We start from the raw sequence: 20,745 nt of genomic DNA, 5'->3' as shown, positions 1-20,745 counted from the left end.
CCCAGAATCCGCACGCTCGATGTAATAATGGCCCGCGGTCACGCCTCTCCACCCCTCCGACCTCGGACGGTTGCAGCCATGGGCAAGCATCAGGCGGGCACACGCACGCTCGGCGCGCCGCTGCGCGGGCTGGTGCTCCTCCTCGCCGCCGGTCTCGTGGCCGGCGCCGGTTGGTATGTGCTGAACGACCGCGACGGCGGCGTCGAGGACGGCGCGGACTGCCCGACCACCCTGCACGTCATCACCGCGTCGTCGTTCGCCAACGTCGTCTCCGCCGCCGGCCGCACGCTGCGCGCCGGCGAGGACTGCATTTTGATCGACACCACCAGCGCCGACGGCCGCCCCGCCGCCGGGCAGCTCAGCCAGGCCGCCGCCGACGTCTGGATCCCCGACGACGCCGCCTGGGCCGCGCTGGCCCCGCCCGGGTTCCTCGTGCCGGCCGGCAACGAGACCGCCGAGCAGCGCGAGACCTCCGCCGGGCAGACCCTCGCGACCAGCCCGATCGTCATGGTCACCGACCGGGCCACCGCCGAGAAGATCAAGACGGCCGGCAACGGCTGGCTCGCCCTGGCCAACCTGCTCGACACCAAAACTTCGGGCGTACGCATGGTGGTGCGCGACCCGGCGCTGTCCGGCGACGGCCTGATCGCCGCCGGCGCCGTCGGCGAGGCGGTCTGGCTCGACAGGGGCATGGACGCCTCATCGCTGGTGCTCAACACCGCCCTGGCGGTGACCCGCACCGTCAACCACGACCTGGCCGCCACCCCGAACGAGGCCGGCGAGGTCGGCCTCGTGCCCGAGTACGCGCTGCTGCCGACCATAAACCTGGCCACACCGGGCCGCGCCTACCTGACCGGCGCGGACCACACCGCGATCATGCGGTACACCTGGCTGCCCTCCGCCGCCGCGGCCCGCGACCCGAAGCGTGCCGCGGCCCTGAAGCGGCTCCTCGCCGCGTTCTCCACCACGGAGGCCCGCCGGGCCGTCGACGCGGCCGGCCTGCGCGGCCCCGGCCAGGCCCGGCCCCCGTTCGACGGCGCCTCCGCGCTGCCCGAGCCCATCGCCGAGCCGTTCGGCGTGCTCGCGCCCCACCACGTGCAGCACGTCTTCGCCACCTGGGACCCCGAGGACCGGCGCGGCAACCTGCTCATCATCGTCGACATCGCCGGCGCGCCGGGCTCGTCCAGCCCACCGGCCGGGGCGCGGCAGCAGCCGATCGACGTGCTCAAGGCCGGCTGCCGGGTCGTGGGCGACCTGATGCCGGTCGGCTCCCGGCTGGGCCTGTGGGAGATCAGCCCCGGCCCGTCCGGCTATCGCAAGCTGCTGCCGACCGACCGGCTCGACGACACCTCCCGCGCCGCGTTCACCCGCTCGGTCAGCTCACTCAACACGCACAAGGCCGGACCGGGGCTGCTCGACACGATCGTCGCCGGCTACCAGTCCGTCCGCGACGACTGGCACGACGACATGTTCAACCAGGTCTTCGTCCTCACCGACGACGCGGACAAGGACAGCGCCAACGCCCACGCCGTCGAGGAGATGGTGCGCAAGCTCTCCGCGCTCGAGGACCCGAAGCGACCGGTCACGCTCAGCGTCATGGTGCTGGGCAAGAAGGACGCCGCACAACGGCTCAAGGCGGCGCTGCAGCAGCCACTGGGCGCGTACGTCGACGACGCGCTCAGCGCCGACGACGTGCAGGCCGCGTTCCTCCACGTCGTCGCCGGCGGTCTGCACGAATAGGCGGGTGGGACGGTCGCGAGGGCCCGGGACTAACGACAGCCGAGCGCGTCCCGGAGCGCTTCGAGGTTGGCGCGCATCACCGTGAAGTAGGTCTCCCCGTCCTCCGCGCCCTCCAGCGGGTCGAGCACCGCGGCCTTCGCGCCGATCTCCTTCGCGATCGTCTCCGACAGCTTGGGGCTGACCAGCGACTCGAAGAAGATCGTGGTGACGCCGCGCTCGCGGGCCAGCCGCGCCACGTCCCGCACGCGCTGCGGCCCAGGCTCCTCGTCCGGGTTGAGGCCGGTCACCGGCACCTGGACCAGGTCGTACCGCGCGGTCAGGTAGCCGAACGCGCCGTGGCTCGTGACGACGTCGCGCCGCGCGCAGTGGGCTAGGCCCCGCGAGAACTCGGCGTCGAGCTCCCGCAGCCGCTCGCCCAGCGTCGCGGCCCGCGCCCGGATCGCGTCGGCGTCGGCGGGGTCGAGCGCCGCGAGCCGCCCGGCGAGCCGGTCCGCGATCGCCGCGAGGCGCAGCGGGTCGAGCCACACGTGCGGATCGGCGTCGCGCAGCGGCTCCACCCCCGCCACGTCGAACGTCTTGTCGTGCCGCTGCAGGTCGATCGCCTCGTCCACGGCCGGCTGGAACCCGCGCAGGTACACCACCAGGCCGGCGTCCTCGAGCCCGGCCAGCTGGCTGGGCCGCAGCTCGAGGTCGTGCGGCTCGGCCCCGGCCCGGGTGAGATTCTCGACGGCGACGCGGTCCCCGCCGACCTGCTCGCTGATGAACTGCAGCGGATAGAACGCGGCGACGACCCGGATCCGCCCGTCGGCGGGCTTCGCGGGCCCGGCGCACCCGGCCAGCATCCCGGTCATGGCCAGCATCCCGGCCACCAGCAGGACCGCCACTCTCCCACGCACGGCCGCAAGTCTCCCCGGTGATGACAATCATTGTCAAAAACGCATCTCTCCGGCGGGAGCCGCGCGGCTGCGCACCGCGCGTTACGCGTCCTAGGAGGCTAGGTGGATCCTGCTGGACGACGGCCTGACCGGGTATATGCCATCACCGGCATGCGGGCCTACCCGATGGCGGCGGCGAGGTAGGCGTCGATCTCGGCCAGGATCGCCGACTTGCGGGCGTCGTCAAGGAACGCGTAGCGCACCCCCTGGCGGGCCAGCTCCGCGACCCCGGCACGGTCCAGGCCCAGCAGCCGCGCCGCCAGGACGTACTCCTGGTTCAGCGTGGTCGAGAACATCGGCGGGTCGTCGGAGTTGATCGTCACCGGCACGCCGGCGGCGACCAGCGCGGGCAGCGGGTGCTCGGTGAGGGACGGCACGGAGCGGGTGCACACGTTGGAGGTCGGGCACACCTCGAGCGCGATGTCGCGCTCGCGCAGGTGCGCCATCAGCTCCGGGTCGCGCGCAGCGGCGATGCCGTGACCGATGCGCTCCGCGCCGAGGTGGCGCAGCGCGTCCCAGATCGTCTCCGGGCCCGTCGACTCGCCCGCGTGCGGGGCGCTGCGCAGGCCGGCGGCGCGCGCCGCGGCGAAGTGCGGTGCGAACCACTCCCGCGGCACGCCCGCCTCCGGGCCGCCGAGACCGAAGCTGACCAGGCCGTCGGGGCGTTGCTCCAGCGCCGTGCGCAGGGTCACGTCCGCGGACGGCACGCCGGCCTCGCCCGGGATGTCGAAGCACCAGCGCAGCTCGGTGCCGTGGTCGCGGGCGACGCGGGCACGGGCGTCCTCGACCGCCTCGCAGTACGCCTCGGCGGGGATGCCGCGGGCGATCGACGAATACGGGGTGAGGGTCAGCTCGGCGTAGCGGACCGACTGGGCGGCGAGGCCGGCGCCGATGTCGTACGTCAGCGTAGCCACGTCCTCGGCGTCGCGGATCAGGTCGACGACCGACAGGTACACCTCGATGAAGTGCGCGAAATCGGTGAACGTGAAGTATTCGGCCAGCAGCTGCGGGTCGGCCGGGACCGGCGTCGCGCCGGCGTGCCGTTCGGCGAGGCGGGCCACCGTCTGCGGCGTGGCCGAGCCCACGTGGTGCACGTGCAGTTCGACCTTCGGCAGGCCGGCCACGAAGTCGGCGAGATCACCGGTGTCGGTGCGCATCGGTTGGTCCTCCGCGAGGTCGGAGGCGCCCTTCTTCCCGTGGGCGGCCCGAGCGTGGCGGATGAGAATCCGTCGCAGCGCCTCTCGGCCCGCGTCCCGCACCGTAACAAAGCCCCGGGGACGGCCCCGCCGTAGGGTCCCGTCGCGGATTGTCATCGGCCGGTAACCTGCGGGACCCCGAAAGACGATCGTGTTCGATACGATCCCCCGCGGCACATCGATGCTCACGCGTGGAGGGGACACTCTGTGACAGTCACGCAGGAGGCGCCGGCCAGGCAGATCCCGGTGGTGCGCGGCATCCCGGTGTTCGGCAGCGCCCTGGAGATGGGCAAGGACCCCGCGGCCTTCCTGGTGCGCGCCTATCGCGAGCACGGCCCGGTCTTCCGGATGCGGCTGCTCAACCAGACCTACACGGTCATCGCCGGACCTGACGCGGCCAACTTCATGGGCTCCCGCGAGGGTCGCGACTGCCTGCGCTCCAAGGAGTTCTGGCAGGGCATGGTCGATGAGTACGGTGGCACCCGCACGCTGACCGGCGAGGACGGCGAGAGCCACCGGGAGCTGCGCGAGCTCATGCGGCGCGGCTACTCCCGCGACGCCATCAAGGGCCGGGTGCCCGAGCTCATCGAGATCACCGACCGGGTGCTGGAGCGCGACTGGAAGGCCGGCACCACCGTGCCCGTCGTGCAGAACATGCAGTACCTCGTCACCGAGCAACTCGGCGAGATCCTCACCGGCAGCGCGCCGCGCGAATACGTGCCGGACATCCGGCTGCTCACGCTCTACGTGCTCAACGTGCTCGTCACCCGGCAGCGGCCCAGGATCCTGCTGAAGGACCCGCGGTACAGGAAGGCGAAGGCCCGCGTCTTCGAGCTCGCCGACAGGATGGCCGCCGATCTCAGGGCGCGCGCCGGCCGGACGCCCGATGAGGACCGGATCCTCGTCGAGGACATCATGGCCGCCCACCTGGAGCGGCCCGGCGTCGTCCCGGCCGAGGACCTGACGATGACGCTCACCGGGCCGTATGTGGCCGGCCTCGACACCGTCGCCAACACCACGGCGTCGTTCGTCTACGCCGTGCTCAAGCACCCCGAGGTGCTCGCGAGGATCCGGGCCGAGGCCGACGAGCTGTTCGGCGCCACGAAGAAGGACGGGGCGAGCCCGATCAGCGACGACGACGTGCGGAGGCTGCCCGCCGTGCGCTACGCGCTGATGGAGACCATGCGGCTCTACCCGGTGGCGGTCACCCTGGTGCGCACCGCGGCCAGGGACTTCGAGTTCGCCGGGCACACCATCCGCGAGGGCGAGATGGTCTACGTCGCCACGAGCGTCCCGCACTTCATGGAGGAATACTTCCCGGAGCCGCAGATGTTCGACATCGGCCGCTATGCCAAGCCGCGTGCCGAGCACCTGCGGCCGGGGGCGTATTCGCCCTACGGCCGCGGCCCGCACACCTGCCTGGGCAAGAGCTTCGCCGACGTGCAGATGGCGCTGTCGATGGCCCGCCTGTTCCACCGGCTCGACCTGGAGCTCGAGTCGCCGGGCTACACCCTGCGGACCAGGACCGCTCCCACCCCGGGCCCGGCGACGTCGTTCAAGATCCGTGTGAAGGGCTACCGCAACTGACGGCCGGTATCTAGCGCGGCGTCCACCAACGTTCGCCGGGTTCGCTGCGCATCGATCTTGCACTTGTGGTGCCCGACAAACCCGGCATTCGCGGCGTGTCTCGGCACCAGAACTGCAAGATCGACAAGGGTGACCCCGGTCAACGTTGGTGGACATCGCACTAGCGGGCGAGCGTGGCCAGCAGCGCCCGGTAGGTGCCGTCCACGTCGCCCTCGACGCTGGGCACGATCCGGGTGCCGGGCCGGGCGGCGATCACGGTCAGCAGCCGGTCGTACATCTCTCCCGCCTCGGCGGCGCTCACGCCGCGGCCGGCCTCGCGGTGCGCCGGATCGGCGCTGGTGCGGGTGCGCTCGGCGAAGCGGCGCACCGCGGCGTCGCGCGAGTCCATGAGCGCCACCTCGACGAACGGCGCGCCGGCCGCCTCGGCCACCGCGGCCAGGTCGAGCACGAACGGCAGGCGGCCCAGGAATTGGGGTACCACCACGTCGTGCCCGGCCGCCAGGTGCGTGCGCGCGGCGGCGAGGGCGATCCCCCGGGCCAGGACTCCGGCCGCCGTGCGGTCGTCGCGCCAGCCGCCGAGCAGGTCCCGGACCCGGTCGACGTCGAGGTTCAGGGTGAGCGGGTGCTCGTCGGCGAAGCGGCGCGCGAGCGTCGACTTGCCGGATCCCGGCGGTCCGTTGAGCAGGATCAGGCGCACGGGAAAACAGGCTACGTTGATCCCATGACGACCGCGGACGTCCCCGGCCGGCTCGCCTATGCCAGTGCGGCCGGGCGGTGGGTGCTCACCGCCACCATTCTCGGGTCGGGCATCGCCTCGATCGACGCCACCGTCGTCGGCATCGCGCTGCCCGCGATCGGCCGCTCCTTCGACACGGGGCTGCAGGTGCTGCAGTGGGTCGTCACGGCGTACACGCTGACCCTGGCCGGGCTGCTGCTGCTCGCCGGCGCGCTCGGCGACCGGTACGGCCGCCGGCGGGTCTTCGCCATCGGCGTCGTCTGGTTCGCGGTCGCCTCGGTGCTGTGCGGGATCGCGCCGAACGCCGCCGTGCTCGTCGCGGCCCGGGCCCTGCAGGGCGTCGGCGCCGCGCTGCTCGCCCCCGGCAGCCTCGCGATCCTGCAGGCGTCGTTCCTCCCGGACGAACGCAGCAAGGCGATCGGCGCCTGGTCCGGCCTCGGCGGCGTGGCGACCGCGATCGGGCCGTTCGTCGGCGGCTGGCTCGTCGGGATCGGCGCGTCGTCGTGGCGGCTGATCTTCGCGATCAACGTGCCGATCGCGGTGCTGGTGGTGTACCTCACCTGGCGCCACGTCCCCGAATCGCGCGACGAGGCGGCGAGCGGCCACGTCGACATGATCTCGGGCGCGCTGGTCACCGCCGGCCTGATCGGTGTGACGTACGGCCTCATCGAGGGCCAGGCGCTCGGCTGGGGCAGCGCCACGGTGCTCGCCGCCCTGGCCGGCGGCGTGGCGCTCATCGCCGTGTTCCTGTGGCGCCAGACCCGGCTGCGCCACCCGATGCTGCCGCTGGGGCTGTTCGCCTCGGCCCAGTTCAGCGCGACCAACGTGGTCACGTTCGTCGTCTACGGCGCGCTCGGCGGCGCCCTGTTCCTGCTGCCGATCCAGCTGCAGCAGGTCGCCGGGTACTCCCCGCTGCGCGCCGGCGTGTCGCTGCTGCCGGTCACGATCGTCATGCTGCTGCTGTCCGCGCGCTCCGGGGCCCTCGCCGCCCGGATCGGGCCCCGGCTGCAGATGAGCGCCGGCCCCGTCGTCGCCGGCTGCGGGATGGCGCTGTTCGCCCGGATCACCGCGGGCGGGAACTACCTCGCGCAGGTGCTGCCCGCCGTGCTCGTGCTGGGCCTGGGCCTGGCGATCACGGTCGCGCCGCTCACCTCGACGGCGCTGTCCTCGGCGCCGGCCGCCCACGCCGGGACGGCCTCCGCGGTGAACAACGACGTGGCCCGGGCCGCGGGCCTCATCGCCGTCGCCGTGCTGCCTGCGGCCGCCGGCATCACCAGCGCCGCGTACACCTCGCCGGTGCTCCTGTCCGCCGGCTTCCACCGCGCCGTGCTCATCTGCGCTGGGTTGTGCGTACTGGCCGGGCTGCTCGCCGCGGCCACCATCCGCGACGTTCACGCTCTGCCGCCGGCGCGCAGCGCCGGCGGCGAGGTGCTCGAGGAGGAGCCCTGGCTGTCCTGTGCGGTGGACGCTCCCCCGGCTACACCTGCTGGAGTTCCGGCTCGGGCCGACCGGCCGCCGGCGGCTCCGGCGTCCTGATCCGGCGCAGCGCCACCAGGGCGATCGGGACGCCGAGCGCGACCAGCGCGGCCCCCACCACGAGCGAGAACTGGTAGCCGGCCAGGAAGCGGTGCAGCGCCGGGCCGCTCGCCGCGTGCTGCCGGTTGGCCACGATCGCGCCGAGGATCGTGATGCCAGCAGGCCGAACACCTCGCGGGAGACGTTGAGCATGCCGGAGGCGATGCCGGCGCGGGCCACCGGCAGGGCGCCCAGGACCACGTTGGTCAGCGGGAACAGCAGGCCGCCGCCGAGGCCGAACAGCAGGAACCAGGGCAGCAGGCCGGTGTACCCGGAGCCCTCGCCGACCGTGGCGAGCATGCCGAGGGCGACGGCCATCAGGGCCATGCCCGCCGCGACCGTGCGCCCGGCGCCGAAGCGCGACTCCAGCCGGGGCGCGACCACGGCGATGACCGCCATGGCGAGGGCCATCGGCACGAACGCGGAACCGGCCTCGGTCGGGGAGAAGCCGAGCACGCCCTGGCCGAGGTGCGCGCCGAGCGCAGCGCCACCGACCCGTGGCCGGTCCAGCTGCGCGCGATGATCGCGGCCCTCGTGTGGGCGATGCGGGCGCACCCCTGCCTGCCCGACCTGCTGCACGCCGTCGACAAGACTGGCGTGGAGAGCTTCACCCGCGCCACCGACGACACGCTCGGACTGCTCGAGCAGGCGGGATTCACCCTGGAGGAGGGCTACTGGGTCGCCTCCTACCTGCTGCACGCGGCGATCGGGCTGGCCGTCGCGCAGCCGGGGGTGCCCCACCGCGTTGCCGCGGGAGCACGCCGACGAGTGGCTGCGCCAGCACCGCGTGCACCTGCAGAGCCTGCCCGCGGGGCGATACCCGCACATGGTGCGCCTCGCCGAGAGCTACCTGACCCACCCGGACCTGGACCGGTACTTCGACTTCGGCATCGAGCTGGTCATGGGCGCCGTGCAGGCGATGGCCGTACTGAAAACGCCTGGGGCCGGCCCGGTAGCATCCTGAGCGTCCGGGTTTTCCCCATCTCAAGACGAAGGTGCGCGGCAGCATGCTCGACATCGAGTTGATTCGCAAGGACCGGGCCTCGGTGGAGGCCGCCCTGTCCAAGAGGCTCGACCCGGCCGAGGTGTCCAGCGCGCTGAGTGCGATCGCCGACCTCGACCGGCAGCGACGCGAGCTGATCGGTGAGATCGACGCGGAGCGGGCCCGGCGCAAGGAGGAGGCGCGCGCGTTCGCCGCCGCGAAGGCGGCCGGCCAGGCCGTCGAGCCCGGCACCCGCGACGCCAAGGCCGCCCTGCAGGAGCTGGAGGACCGCCTCGGCGAGGTGCAGCAGCGGCTGAGCGACGCCATGAGCGAGCTGCCCAACCTGCCCAGCGACGATGTCGTGGCCGGCGGCAAGGAGGCCAATCGGGTCGTCAAGATCTACGGCGAGGCGCCGAAGATCGACAACGTGCGCGACCACGTCCAGCTCGCCAGCGAGCTCGGCCTGGTCGACTTCGACCGCGGCGTGAAGCTCGGCGGCTCCGGCTTCTGGATCTACACCGGCTGGGGCGCACGGCTGGAGTGGGCGCTGGTCAACTGGTTCATCGACCGGCACTTCGCGGCCGGCTACCAGTTCATGCTCCCGCCGCACCTGCTGCTCGACTCGGCGGGCTTCGCGGCCGGGCAGTTCCCGAAGTTCTACGACGACGTGTTCCACATCGCCACCGACGAGGGCGAGCGCGGCCGGTTCCTGCTGCCCACCTCCGAGACGGCGATCCTCGGCGCCTACCAGAACGAGATCTTCGACCCGGCCGACCTGCCGCACAAGGCGTTCGCGTACACCCCGTGCTACCGCAGCGAGAAGGCCGGCTCGCACTCCGACGAGCGCGGCACCGTGCGCGGCCACCAGTTCAACAAGGTGGAGATCTTCCAGTTCACCACCCAGGAGGACGGCGAGAAGACCCTCGAGGAGATGGTCGACTACGCCGAGGGCATCGTCGACTCGCTCGGCCTGCACTTCCGCCGCTCGCTGCTGGCCGCGGGCGACGCCAGTGCCTCGATGCGCAAGACCATCGACATCGAGGTGTGGATGCCCAGCACCGGTAAGTACAAGGAGGTCTCCTCGGTCTCCTGGGCCGGGGACTACCAGGCCCGCCGGGCCGGCATCCGCTACCGCGTGCCCGGCTCGAAGAACAACCGGTTCGTGCACACGCTCAACGGCTCGGCCCTGGCGACCAGCCGCATCTTCCCCGCGATCCTCGAGCAGTTCCAGCAGCCCGACGGCTCGGTGCTGGTCCCGGAGGTGCTGCGCGAGAAGGTCGGCACCGACCGCCTCACCAGGCCCGCCAAGCGCAAGTCATAACACCGCCGCGGCGGCATCCGGGCCGCACGGCCCGGGTGCCGCGCCTCACATCGAGGCCGCGACCGAGATCGGCTATGGTGGACGCGAACGAAGGGGAGTAGTCCTCAACTGCCCGGTCGACATACTGGCGCCGCACCTACGCGCCCGGCCGCGCGGCCACCGCGTTCACGCGGTGGCGGACGAGACTTTCGGCTCAGTTGTCCGGCGTTTTCACAAGCTGGACGGCCGGGTCGAGGTCGTGTGCCCTCAGCTCCCGGTCGTCCCGGGAAGGGTTCCTCTTGAGCGAGTTCCTCGCCGCGCTGGCCATCAGCTTCGGCGTCATCTTCGTGGCCGAGCTCGGCGACAAGTCCCAGCTGATGGCGCTGACGTTCGCCACCCGCTTCCGCATGCTCCCGGTCCTCATCGGCATCACGATCGCCACCGCCGTCGTGCACCTGGTCTCCGTCGCCGTCGGCTACGGGCTGGGCGCCACCCTGCCGACCGGCTGGATCTCACTGGTCGCGGCGCTGGCGTTCTTCGGCTTCGGCGCCTGGACCCTGCGCGGCGACAGCCTGACCGACGACGAGCGCAGCAAGGCCGAACGCACCACCCGCTCCGCGATCATCGCCGTGGGCGTCTCGTTCTTCCTCGCCGAACTCGGCGACAAGACCATGCTGGCCACGATCACGCTGGCCACGCAGCACGGCTGGCTGGGCACGTGGATCGGCTCGACGGTGGGCATGGTCGCCGCGGACGCCCTGGCCATCGTCGTGGGCCGCCAGCTGGGCCGGCACCTGCCGGAGCGCGCCATCAAGTACGGCGCCGCCGCACTGTTCGCCGTCTTCGGCGTGTGGTTGCTGGTCGAGTCCCTGCGCGAGCTGCTCTGACAGCCCCGCTCGCTACGCACCGCTCAGCCCAGGTCACGCGCAGGTGGAGCACGTGCCGAAGATCTCCAGGGTGTGGCTGACGTCACGGAAGCCGTGCTCTTCGCCGATGCGGTCGGCCCAGCGCTCCACCGCTGGGCCGAGCACCTCGACGGTGCGGCCGCAGCCGCGGCAGACGAGGTGGTGATGGTGGCGGTCGCTGCAGCGGCGGTAACGGGTGTCACTGCCCGGGACCTGCATGACATCGATCTCATTGGTCTCGGCGAGCAGCTGCAGGGTGCGGTAGACGGTCGTCAGGCCCACGTTGGCACCGCGCTCGCGGAGCATCACGTGCAGCTCCTGGGCGCTGTAGAAGCCATCGACGTCGCCGAGCAGCGTCATAACGGCGTCGCGCTGCCGCGTGTTGCGGCGCACCGGATGCACGTCGATTTCCTGGGCCGGATCGGTCACCCAAAAAGCTTAGCGTAGCCTTATTCGGTTCATCCGCAGCGACTCCCACACCGCAGCGGCAACCTTGAGCGCAGGTAAAGGTTGCTATCTCGTTCGCAGTGGGCAACACACGCCACGTAGGCTGTGGCCGAAAAATCGATCATCTGTACGTGAGAGTTCACGTTTTGGGGGAACACGTGGCCCAACCGCAAATAGCCGCCCCGGGAGCCGGTGGCGCGGCGTCGACGAAGCTGGACGCCCAGGTACTCAAGGTCGCGGGCGTCATCGTCCTCGGCGCGATCATGTCCATCCTCGACGTGACTGTCGTGAGCGTCGCGCTGCCGACGTTCATGCGGGAGTTCGACGCGACGTACGCCCGGGTGGCGTGGACGATGACCGGATACACCCTCGCCCTGGCGACCGTGATCCCGCTGTCCGGCTGGGCCGCGGACCGGTTCGGCACCAAGCGGCTGTACATGCTGGCGCTGTTCCTGTTCACCGTGGGCTCCGGGCTGTGCGCCACCGCCGGCTCGATCAGCGAGCTGATCGGCTACCGGGTGCTGCAGGGCCTCGGCGGCGGCATGCTGATGCCGCTGGGCATGACGATCATGACTCGTGCGGCCGGCCCGGAGCGCATCGGCCGGCTCATGGCCGTGCTGGGCATCCCGATGCTGCTCGGCCCGATCGGCGGCCCGATCCTCGGCGGCTGGCTCATCGACGTGGCCAGCTGGCACTGGATCTTCCTGATCAACCTGCCGATCGGCGCGATCGCGCTGGTCTACGCCGCGTATGCGCTGCCCAAGGACCACACCGAGCCGTCGGAGTCGTTCGACTTCCTCGGCATGCTGATGCTCTCGCCGGGTCTGGCGTCGTTCCTGTACGGCATGTCCTCGCTGCCCGAGGAGGGCACGATCGCGAAGACGAAGGTGTGGGCGCCGATGCTGGTCGGCGCGCTGCTGCTGATCGGGTTCGTGTTCTACTCGTTCAAGCCGAAGCACCCGCTGCTGGACCTGCGGCTGTTCCGCAACCGCAGGCTGACGATCGCGACGATCTCGCTGTTCGTGTTCGTGATCGCGTTCATGGGCGCCGGCCTGCTCTTCCCGAGCTACTTCCTGCAGGTGCGCGGCGAGTCGACGCTCAACGCCGGCCTGCTGATGGCCCCGCAGGGCATCGGCGCGATGCTCACCATGCCGATCGCCGGCATGCTGGCGGACAAGATCCCGGTCGGCCGCACGGTGCCGTTCGCGATGGCGCTCATCGCGGCCGGCTTCCTCACGTTCACGCAGGTCGGCGCGGACACGTCCTACCTGCTGCTGTGCGGCTCGCTGTTCGTGATGGGCCTGGGCATGGGCGGCACCATGATGCCGATCATGACCTCGGCGCTGCGGACGCTGACCAACCACGAGGTGGCCCGGGGCTCGACGCTGGTGAACATCCTCCAGCAGATCGGCGGCTCCATCGGCGCCGCGGTCATGTCGGTCATCCTGACCAGCAACCTCGACGACGCGCCGAAGCTGCCGGGCGCGGTCAACCCGCAGACGAACGAGCCGCTCAGCATCGCCGACGTGGCGATCGCCTCGCACGACAAGGAACTGGGCCCGAAGATCCTGGAGACGTTCGGCCCGGACGTGATCCACCGGGGCCTGGCGGTCGTCGCCGACGCGTTCTCCTCGACGTACTGGGTCGCCTTCATCCTGGTGCTGGCGACATTCATCCCGATCGCCTTCCTGCCGCGCAAGAGGGAGGTCACGCACCTCAACGACGACGAGGCCGCCGGGGCCCCGGCCGCGGTCATCATCCACTGACAGGTCGTCGCGAAACCGCCCCGCCGCCGGGTCACCGGCCGCGGGGCGGTTTCGTGTCCGGGCAGGCGGCCGGAAACCCCGGCACAGAGACCCCGCTGCGGGGACCCCGGCACCGTTCGGGAGCGACCAGCACGATGCTGCTGGCTGGCGCTGGCTGGTGCTGGCTGGTGTCTGCCTGGCCGGTCGCGTTCGTCACCCCCGGGGGTGACAGGCTGAACAGCATGAAACGGCTGTCGAAGGTTGATCTCAACGCCACGTTGCCCAAGGATGTGGCGCTGGCCAGGCTCACGGCCGCGCAGGAGCGGCTGCTGCGACTGCGGCTGACCCTGGGCGGCCAGATCGGCGACCACAGGCTCGGCCCGCCGTTGTGCGTGGTGTTCGAGGGGTGGGACGCGTCGGGCAAGGGCGGCTCGATCAAGCGGCTGGTCGAGCACCTCGACCCGCGGCACGTGCGGGTGACCCAGTTCGCGGCGCCGACCTACGACGAGAAGCGGCACCACTTCCTCTGGCGGTTCTGGCCGGTCCTGCCCGGCTGGGGCGGAATGACGGTGCTGGACCGGTCGTGGTACGGCCGGGTCCTGGTCGAGCGGGTCGAGGGCTTCGCCTCCGACGAGCAGTGGACCCGGGCGTACGACGAGATCGCCGAGTTCGAACGCACGCTCACCGCCGAGGGCATGATCCTGGTCAAGTTCTGGCTGCACATCTCGTCGAAGGAGCAGCTGCGCCGGTTCAACAGCCGCGCGGCCGACCCGCTGCGCTCATGGAAGCTCACCGAGGAGGACTGGCGCAACCGCAAGAAGCGCACGCAGTACAAGGAGGCGGTCGAGGACATGCTGGAGCGCACCGACCACCCGGCCGCGCCGTGGCACGTGATCGCCGCCGACGACAAGCCGACCGCGCGCGTCAACGTCGTCGAGCAGGTCTGCCACGAGGTCGAACGGGCGCTCGGGCTGCGGGGATGACGGTTTGAGAACCCCCGATCGGGTGAAGAACGGGTGAAGGTGGAACGCGTGAGGACGCGGGTATGGACGACGTCACCGCGCGCCGAAACGGTGCATCCAAGAGAACGGCTGAGTGTCCAGGGCATGATGTCCCGGTGAAGCGAGAGCGGATCCCGGATTGGCTGGCCGTCGGTCTGACGCTGGTGGCGGCCCTGAGCGCCTCCGCCGCGGTGAGCGTGGCGCTCGGCGCGCGGGTTCACCCCGTGCGTGCCAGCGTCGACGCGCTGCTCTTTCCGGCGCCCCCGAACGTGGGCTACGCCGCGTTCCTCATCACGCTCGCGGCCGGCGTGCGCAACCGCAAGCGGATCACGTTCTGGCTGCTCGCGATCATATTCGCGGTGCAGGGCCTGTACGACGTGTTCGTGCTCTCCGACGTCGGCGAGCGCGGTGAGGAGGCGCACGAGATCCGCCTGCCGTGGCACGGGACGGCCGCGGCCTGGACCAACCTGGTCGTGACGGCGGCGCTGCTGGGCCTGCTGTGGCTGGCCCGCGGCGAGTTCCGGGCCCGGGTCCAGCGGGCCAGCCTGCCCAAGGCGCTGCTGACCCTGGGCGTGTTGCTGCTGGCGTTCACCGCCGTCGGGTGGGGGCTGCTCGAGCTGTTCCCGGGCTCGCTCGGGCCGGGGATCGCGCGGCTGGGGTACAGCGGCCGGATCGTGCTCGGCGGGGCGTTCGGCTTCGACGTGGGCCGGCACGGGCGGGCCCCCGGCTGGGTCAACCTCGTGCTCGGCACGTTCGGCGCGGTCGCGCTGTTCTCGGCCCTCTTCGCGCTGCTGCGCTCGCAGCGGATGATCGCCTCGCTGGACACCGACGAGGAGCGCGCGGTGCGCCGGCTGCTGGCCGAGCACGGCGAGCGCGACTCGCTGGGCTACTTCGCCACCCGCCGCGACAAGGAGGTCATCATGTCGCCGTCGGGCCGGGCGGCGGTGACCTACCGCGTGGTCTTCGGCGTGTCACTGGCCAGCGGCGACCCGCTCGGCGACCCGGACGCGTGGCCGCCGGCGATCGAGGCGTGGCTGCGGGAGGCGCGGGCGTACGCGTGGACGCCCGCCGTGATGGGCGCCGGCGAGGAGGGCGCCACCGCCTACGCGCGGGCCGGCCTGCGGGTCATCGAGCTCGGCGACGAGGCGATCCTGCACGTGCGGGACTTCGACCTCGACGCGCCCCGGCTGCGGCAGGTGCGCCAGGCGGTGCACCGGGTCGAGCGGGCCGGGTACACGGTGCGCATCCGCCGGCACCGCGAGATCGGCCCGGAGGAGATGGCGAACATCATCCAGCTCGCGGCCAGCTGGCGGGACACCGAGACCGAGCGCGGCTTCTCGATGGCCCTGGGCCGCCTCGGCGACCCCAACGACGGCCGCTGCGTGCTGGTGGAGGCGTACGACCGCGACGGGCGGGAGGTGGCGCTGCTGTCGTTCGCCCCGTGGGGCGCCGGCGGGCTGTCGCTGGACCTGATGCGCCGCGACCGGCAGTCGGACAACGGGCTGGTCGAGTACATGGTGGCGACGCTGATGCTCCAGGCGCCGCGCATCGGCGTGCAGCGGGTGTCGCTGAACTTCGCCGTGTTCCGGGCCGTGTTCGAGGAGGGCGCCCGGATCGGGGCCGGCCCGGTGCTGCGGTTGTGGCGGGCGCTGCTGCTGTTCGCCTCGCGCTGGTTCCAGCTGGAGTCGCTGTACCGGTCGAACGTGAAGTACAACCCGCAGTGGCTGCCCCGCTTCCTGTGCTTCGAGGACGTGCGGGACCTGCCCAAGGTCGGGCTCGCCTCCGGCCTCGCCGAGGGTTTCGTGGTCGTACCGCGGCTGCGCACCCTGCTGCGGCGGGGCGCGACGGCGCCGTTCACCGCGGACCGCCGCGAGCTGATCGTCACCGACGAGGAGGCCCCCGCACCCTCCACCCCGACCGCGGAGCGGCCCGAGCAGGTCCGCATCCGGATGGCGAAGCTCGACGCGCTGCGCGCCGCGGGCGTGGAGCCCTACCCGCCGGGCTTCGGCCGCACGCACAGCCTGGCGGAGGTCCGCGTGGCGCACGCCGGCCTGGCCCCGGACCGCCGCACCGGCGAGCGGGTGTCGGTGGCCGGCCGGGTGATCCGCCTGCGCGACCACGGGTCGCTGTGCTTCGCGACGCTGCGGGACTGGACCGGCGACCTGCAGGTGATGCTGGTGGACCGGCCGGAGTTCGCCGCGAGCGTCGACCTCGGCGACCACGTCGGGGTCACCGGCGAGGTCGGCACGTCCAAGCGCGGCGAGCTGTCGGTGTTCGCCGAGCGCTGGGAGCTGACCGCGAAGTGCCTGCGCCCGCTGCCCGACAAGCACCGCGGGATCCACGACCCCGAGACGCTCGTGCGGCAGCGCCACGTCGACCTCATCGTCAACCGGCCGGCCCGCGACATGATCCGCACCCGCTCGGCGGTCACGTTCGCGTTGCGCCGCGCGCTGCACTCGCGCGACTTCGTCGAGGTGGACACGCCGGTGCTGCAGCCGGTGCACGGCGGCGCCAACGCCCGGCCCTTCGTGACCCACAGCAACGCCTATGACATGCGGCTCTACCTGCGCATCGCGCCCGAGCTGTACCTCAAGCGCCTCGCCGTCGGCGGGGTCGAGCGGGTCTTCGAGATCGGGCGCAACTTCCGCAACGAGGGCGTGGACGCGACCCACAACCCCGAGTTCACGATGCTGGAGGCCTACGAGGCGTACGGCGACTACACCACCATGCGCGCGCTGGCGCGGGACCTGGTCCTGGCCGCCGCGGGCAACGAGCCGGTCCTGCGCCGTGACGGCGTCGTGGTCGACCTGCGCGAGCAGTGGCCGGTGGTGCCGGTCTACGCGGCCGTCTCGGACGCGGCGGGCACCGAGGTGTCGCCGGACTCCACGGTGGTTGAGCTGCGCGAGCTGGCCGACAAGCTGCACGTCGCCTGGCAGGACGCGTGGACGCACGGCCAGCTCGTGCTGGAGCTGTACGAGCACCTGGTCGAGGCGGCCACGGTGCGCCCGACGTTCTACACCGACTTCCCGGTCGACGTGTCGCCGCTGACCCGCCAGCACCGCGACGACCCGCGGCTGGCGGAACGCTGGGACCTCGTCGCGTTCGGCATGGAGCTCGGCACGGCGTACACGGAGCTGGTCGACCCGGTCGAGCTGCGGGCCCGGCTGACCGCGCAGTCGCTGCGGGCCGCGGCCGGCGACCCGGAGGCGATGGAGCTCGACGAGGACTTCCTCGACGCGTTCGAGTTCGCGATGCCGCCCAGCGGCGGGCTGGGGCTGGGCGTGGACCGGCTCGTCATGCTGCTGACCGGCCGGTCGATCCGCGAGACGCTGGCGTTCCCGCTGGTGAAGCCGGACCGGCGGGATGGACGCCGGTAGGTGAGCGCGGGGTGAGCTTGGTCGCACCGGCCAGCCACTTCCATAAGGGCGTGATACGAATTGAAGCATGCCCGCTGCCCGTGCCGCGCTGGACCCCGCACGCCTGGCCGTCGCCGTCGAGCGGCTGTTCAGCCTGCTGCGGCAGGGCAACCCACCGAACGACATCAGCCTCACGGCCGCCTCGACGCTGCGGCGACTGGAGCGCGAAGGACCGCGGCGGCTCACCGAGCTCGCCGCCGCGGAGGGTGTCACCCAGCCCGCGATGACCCAACTCGTCCAGCGCCTCGAGCGGGACGGCCTGGCCGACCGGGCCGCCGACCCCACCGACGGCCGGGTCGTGCTGGTCCGGGTCACCAGGGCCGGGACCGAGCTGCTGGCACGCCGGCGCGCCGTGCGGGCCGAGCACCTCGCCACCCTGCTCGTGGACCTGTCCGACGAAGACGAGGCGCTGATCGCGGCTGCGCTACCGGCGCTGGAGAGGCTCGCCAAGTGACCGAGACCCTCGATGGTTCCAACACATCAGGCTTGCGGGGCGCACTGTCGGCCGGCAAGGACCATCCGTACTACAAGTGGGTGGCGCTGTCCAACACCACCCTCGGCATGCTCATCGCCACGGTCAACTCCTCGATCGTGCTGATCTCGCTGCCGGCCATCTTCAACGGCATCCACCTCAACCCGCTCAGCCCCGGCAACGTGTCCTACCTGCTGTGGATGCTGATGGGGTACATGCTGGTGAGCGCGGTGCTCGTGGTGACGCTGGGCCGGCTGGGCGACATGTACGGCCGGGTCCGCATCTACAACCTCGGGTTCGCGCTGTTCACCGTCACCTCGATCGCCCTGTCGCTGGACCCGTTCAACGGCGGCGGCGGTGCGCTGTGGCTCATCGGCTGGCGGGTGCTGCAGGCCGTCGGCGGCGCGATGCTCATGGCCAACTCGGCCGCGATCCTCACCGACGCGTTCCCGGCCGCCCAGCGCGGCATGGCCCTCGGCGTGAACATCGTCGCCGGCATCGCGGGCTCGTTCATCGGCCTCGTCCTCGGCGGCCTGCTCGCCGAGTGGAACTGGCGGTCCATCTTCTGGGTCAACGTGCCCATCGGCGTGATCGGCACGATCTGGGCGTACCGCAGCCTCCACGACACCGGCCTGCGACGGCCCGGACGGGTCGACTGGTGGGGCAACCTCACCTTCGCCGTGGGGCTCACCGCGCTGCTGGCCGGCATCACGTACGGCATCCAGCCCTACGGTGGGCACAGCCAGGGCTGGACCAATCCGTGGGTGCTCGCCGGGCTCATCGGCGGCGTGGCCGTCCTCGCCCTGTTCACCTGGATCGAGCGGCGCGTCGCCGAGCCGATGTTCCCGCTCGGCATGTTCAAGATCCGCGCGTTCGCGTCGGGCAACGTCGCCGGCCTGCTCGCCTCGATCGCCCGCGGCGGCCTGCAGTTCATGCTGATCATCTGGCTGCAGGGCATCTGGCTGCCGCTGCACGGCTACTCCTACGAGTCCACGCCGCTGTGGGCGGGCATCTACCTGCTGCCGCTGACCGTGGGCTTCCTCGCCGCCGGCCCGATCGCCGGGCACCTGTCGGACCGGCACGGCCCCCGGCTCTTCGGCGCCGTCGGCCTGCTCGTCATGGCGCTGTCCTTCGGCGGGCTGCTGATCCTGCCGACCGACTTCAGCTACTGGGTCTTCGCCGGGCTGGTGTTCCTCAACGGCCTCGGTGGCGGCCTGTTCGCCGCGCCCAACACCTCGCTGATCATGTCGAGCGTCCCGGCCCACATGCGCGGCGCCGCGTCGGGCATGCGCGCCACGTTCCAGAACGCCGGCATGGTGCTGTCCATCGGCGTGTTCTTCTCCCTCATGATCGCCGGGCTGTCCGGCTCGCTGCCTGGCTCGCTCAGCAGCGGCCTCACCGCGCAGGGCGTCCCGGCCGGCGCGGCGGGCCAGATCGCCGGCCTGCCGCCGGTGGGCACGCTGTTCGCCGCCTTCCTGGGGTACAACCCGATCCAGTCACTGCTCGGCCCGCAGCTGCTCAGCCAGCTGCCGCCGGCCAACGCGGCCACGCTGACCGGCCGGGAGTTCTTCCCGCACCTGATCTCCGGCCCGTTCCATGACGGCCTGGTGATCGTGTTCTGGCTGGCGATCGCCATGGCGGTGATCGGCGCCCTCGCCTCGCTCATCAAGCCGGTCAAGCACCACATCGGCGAGACCGCCGCGGCCACGGAGCCGGCCGCCTCGTAGGACCCCATTGGGAAAGCGCGGCCCCCGGTCAGCCACGGGCCGGGGGCGGCGCAACGGACGGGCCGGTTCACCCCGGGGAGTGGGGTGCCGGCCCGTCCGCGCCGGGGCGCGAGCCCGGGCGCCGCAGGGTCAGCGCCACCTCGCGGTAGCGGGACACGGTGACCAGGTGGACGCCGTCGAAGGCGCCGCTGTCGCGCAGCGCCTCGACCTGCTCGCAGGCCGCCGCCACGCCCGAGCGCGGGTCGGCCTCGACCCGCTCGACGAGCGCGGCCGGGATGTCGATGTCCGGGATCGTCTGCGAGAGCCGGCGGGCCATCCCGGCGCTGGCCAGCACCAGCACCCCGGCGTAGACGGGCCGGTCCAGCGCGGCCAGGTCGCGCCAGCGCAGCAGCGTGGCGACGTCGAAGCACATCTGGGCGATGACGAAGTCGGCCTCGCGCTTCCAGGCTGGCACCCGGCGCAGGCCGGCGGCGACGCCGATGCGCGGCCGGGTGAAGCCCGGGCGCTCCCCCATCGCCCGCGCCTCGGCGATCATCGTGCGCACGGTGAGCTCACCGGCCCGCTCCCCGGCGGTGGGCTTGTCCCCGTGCACGAACAGGAACTCGTCCACGCCGTACGCGGCGGCGGTGAGCATGTCGCGCTGGAAGCCCAGCAGGTTGCGGTCGCGGGAGTTGAGGCAGGCGATGCCGCGCCCGCCCATCGCGGTGACCTCGTGCGCCACGGCGATGCTGGAGACGCTCGCCCGGCCGAGGTGGTTGTCCGGGATGAGGAACGCGTGCGCGACCGGGGCGAGCACGCCGATCTGGTGTCGCACGTGCCGGATGTCCGGCCGCGTCGGCGGCTCGATCTCACAGACGATCTCGAAATCCGTGCCCACCCGGAAACCCTAGATGATTGATGCCTTGAAGATTCGGGCGTGTGTCGCTGCTGGGTAGATGCGGGGAGGGTGTCCAAGATCGGCGTTGCTGACCCAGCCGCCGA

17 protein-coding genes are annotated in these 20,745 nt (G+C 71.9%); 11 read left to right on the top strand and 6 right to left on the bottom strand.

The features are described 5' to 3' along the window. Positions 1-78 precede the first annotated feature (78 nt). A complete protein-coding gene (locus AB0367_RS14890; protein WP_366226836.1) occupies positions 79-1,740 on the top strand; it encodes a substrate-binding domain-containing protein in 1,662 nt (553 codons plus the stop codon). A gap of 29 nt (positions 1,741-1,769) precedes the next feature. Here the strand turns inward: AB0367_RS14890 and AB0367_RS14885 are convergent, their stop codons facing one another. Continuing rightward, positions 1,770-2,636, bottom strand: a complete 867-nt coding sequence (locus tag AB0367_RS14885) for a metal ABC transporter substrate-binding protein (RefSeq protein WP_366226835.1) — start codon at positions 2,634-2,636, stop codon at positions 1,770-1,772. Positions 2,637-2,794: 158 nt separating this feature from the next. Next, entirely contained in the window at positions 2,795-3,832 is a 1,038-nt protein-coding gene (locus AB0367_RS14880; RefSeq protein ID WP_366226834.1) for an adenosine deaminase, read from the bottom strand. A 246-nt stretch (positions 3,833-4,078) separates the two neighbouring features. On the opposite strand from AB0367_RS14880, the gene AB0367_RS14875 reads away from it, so the two are divergent. Next, positions 4,079-5,458: a cytochrome P450 gene (locus AB0367_RS14875; RefSeq protein ID WP_366226833.1), complete on the top strand. Its 1,380-nt coding sequence runs from the start codon at positions 4,079-4,081 to the stop codon at positions 5,456-5,458. 160 nt (positions 5,459-5,618) lie between these two features. On the opposite strand, the gene AB0367_RS14870 is transcribed toward AB0367_RS14875, so the two are convergent. Beyond that, positions 5,619-6,155, bottom strand: a complete 537-nt coding sequence (locus AB0367_RS14870; protein ID WP_366226832.1) for an AAA family ATPase — start codon at positions 6,153-6,155, stop codon at positions 5,619-5,621. A 24-nt stretch (positions 6,156-6,179) separates the two neighbouring features. On the opposite strand from AB0367_RS14870, the gene AB0367_RS14865 reads away from it, so the two are divergent. Next, on the top strand, positions 6,180-7,730 hold the full coding sequence (locus AB0367_RS14865; protein WP_366226831.1) for a DHA2 family efflux MFS transporter permease subunit: 1,551 nt from the start codon (positions 6,180-6,182) through the stop codon (positions 7,728-7,730). On the opposite strand, the gene AB0367_RS14860 is transcribed toward AB0367_RS14865, so the two are convergent. Next, positions 7,672-7,863 carry a hypothetical protein gene (locus AB0367_RS14860; RefSeq protein ID WP_366226830.1) on the bottom strand — a complete coding sequence of 64 codons (192 nt, stop codon included), beginning with the start codon at positions 7,861-7,863 and terminating at the stop codon, positions 7,672-7,674. The two genes, AB0367_RS14865 and AB0367_RS14860, sit on opposite strands and share 59 nt — an antisense overlap. A gap of 651 nt (positions 7,864-8,514) precedes the next feature. Between AB0367_RS14860 and AB0367_RS14855 the strand changes: the two genes are divergently transcribed. From AB0367_RS14855 to AB0367_RS14845, 3 genes are all read left to right on the top strand, one after another. After that, on the top strand, positions 8,515-8,733 hold the full coding sequence (locus tag AB0367_RS14855) for a hypothetical protein (RefSeq protein WP_366226829.1): 219 nt from the start codon (positions 8,515-8,517) through the stop codon (positions 8,731-8,733). A gap of 43 nt (positions 8,734-8,776) precedes the next feature. Next, a complete protein-coding gene (gene serS, locus AB0367_RS14850; protein WP_366226828.1) occupies positions 8,777-10,072 on the top strand; it encodes a serine--tRNA ligase in 1,296 nt (431 codons plus the stop codon). Positions 10,073-10,350: 278 nt separating this feature from the next. Further along, positions 10,351-10,938 carry a TMEM165/GDT1 family protein gene (locus AB0367_RS14845; protein ID WP_366226827.1) on the top strand — a complete coding sequence of 196 codons (588 nt, stop codon included), beginning with the start codon at positions 10,351-10,353 and terminating at the stop codon, positions 10,936-10,938. A gap of 33 nt (positions 10,939-10,971) precedes the next feature. On the opposite strand, the gene AB0367_RS14840 is transcribed toward AB0367_RS14845, so the two are convergent. Further along, on the bottom strand, positions 10,972-11,385 hold the full coding sequence (locus AB0367_RS14840) for a transcriptional repressor (RefSeq protein ID WP_366226826.1): 414 nt from the start codon (positions 11,383-11,385) through the stop codon (positions 10,972-10,974). 176 nt (positions 11,386-11,561) lie between these two features. Between AB0367_RS14840 and AB0367_RS14835 the strand changes: the two genes are divergently transcribed. From AB0367_RS14835 to AB0367_RS14815, 5 genes are all read left to right on the top strand, one after another. Next, a complete protein-coding gene (locus AB0367_RS14835) occupies positions 11,562-13,169 on the top strand; it encodes a DHA2 family efflux MFS transporter permease subunit (RefSeq protein WP_366227115.1) in 1,608 nt (535 codons plus the stop codon). A 221-nt stretch (positions 13,170-13,390) separates the two neighbouring features. Continuing rightward, positions 13,391-14,131 carry a UDP-galactose-lipid carrier transferase gene (locus AB0367_RS14830; RefSeq protein ID WP_366226825.1) on the top strand — a complete coding sequence of 247 codons (741 nt, stop codon included), beginning with the start codon at positions 13,391-13,393 and terminating at the stop codon, positions 14,129-14,131. Positions 14,132-14,193: 62 nt separating this feature from the next. Then, positions 14,194-17,526 carry a bifunctional lysylphosphatidylglycerol synthetase/lysine--tRNA ligase LysX gene (lysX, locus tag AB0367_RS14825; RefSeq protein WP_366226824.1) on the top strand — a complete coding sequence of 1,111 codons (3,333 nt, stop codon included), beginning with the start codon at positions 14,194-14,196 and terminating at the stop codon, positions 17,524-17,526. A gap of 67 nt (positions 17,527-17,593) precedes the next feature. Further along, complete coding sequence (locus AB0367_RS14820; RefSeq protein ID WP_366226823.1) at positions 17,594-18,019, top strand: MarR family transcriptional regulator; 426 nt, start codon at positions 17,594-17,596, stop codon at positions 18,017-18,019. After that, positions 18,016-19,764, top strand: a complete 1,749-nt coding sequence (locus AB0367_RS14815) for an MFS transporter (RefSeq protein WP_366226822.1) — start codon at positions 18,016-18,018, stop codon at positions 19,762-19,764. Before AB0367_RS14820 ends, AB0367_RS14815 begins: the two co-directional genes overlap by 4 nt. 67 nt (positions 19,765-19,831) lie before the next feature. On the opposite strand, the gene AB0367_RS14810 is transcribed toward AB0367_RS14815, so the two are convergent. Continuing rightward, positions 19,832-20,641, bottom strand: a complete 810-nt coding sequence (locus AB0367_RS14810) for a methylenetetrahydrofolate reductase (RefSeq protein WP_366226821.1) — start codon at positions 20,639-20,641, stop codon at positions 19,832-19,834. Positions 20,642-20,745: the final 104 nt, after the last annotated feature.

The organism is Dactylosporangium sp. NPDC051484, assembly GCF_040689395.1.
Taxonomy (GTDB): Bacteria; Actinomycetota; Actinomycetes; order Mycobacteriales; family Micromonosporaceae; genus Dactylosporangium.
The sequence above is the reverse complement of the archived record's forward strand: the minus strand, read 5'-3'. Positions and strand labels throughout refer to the sequence as shown.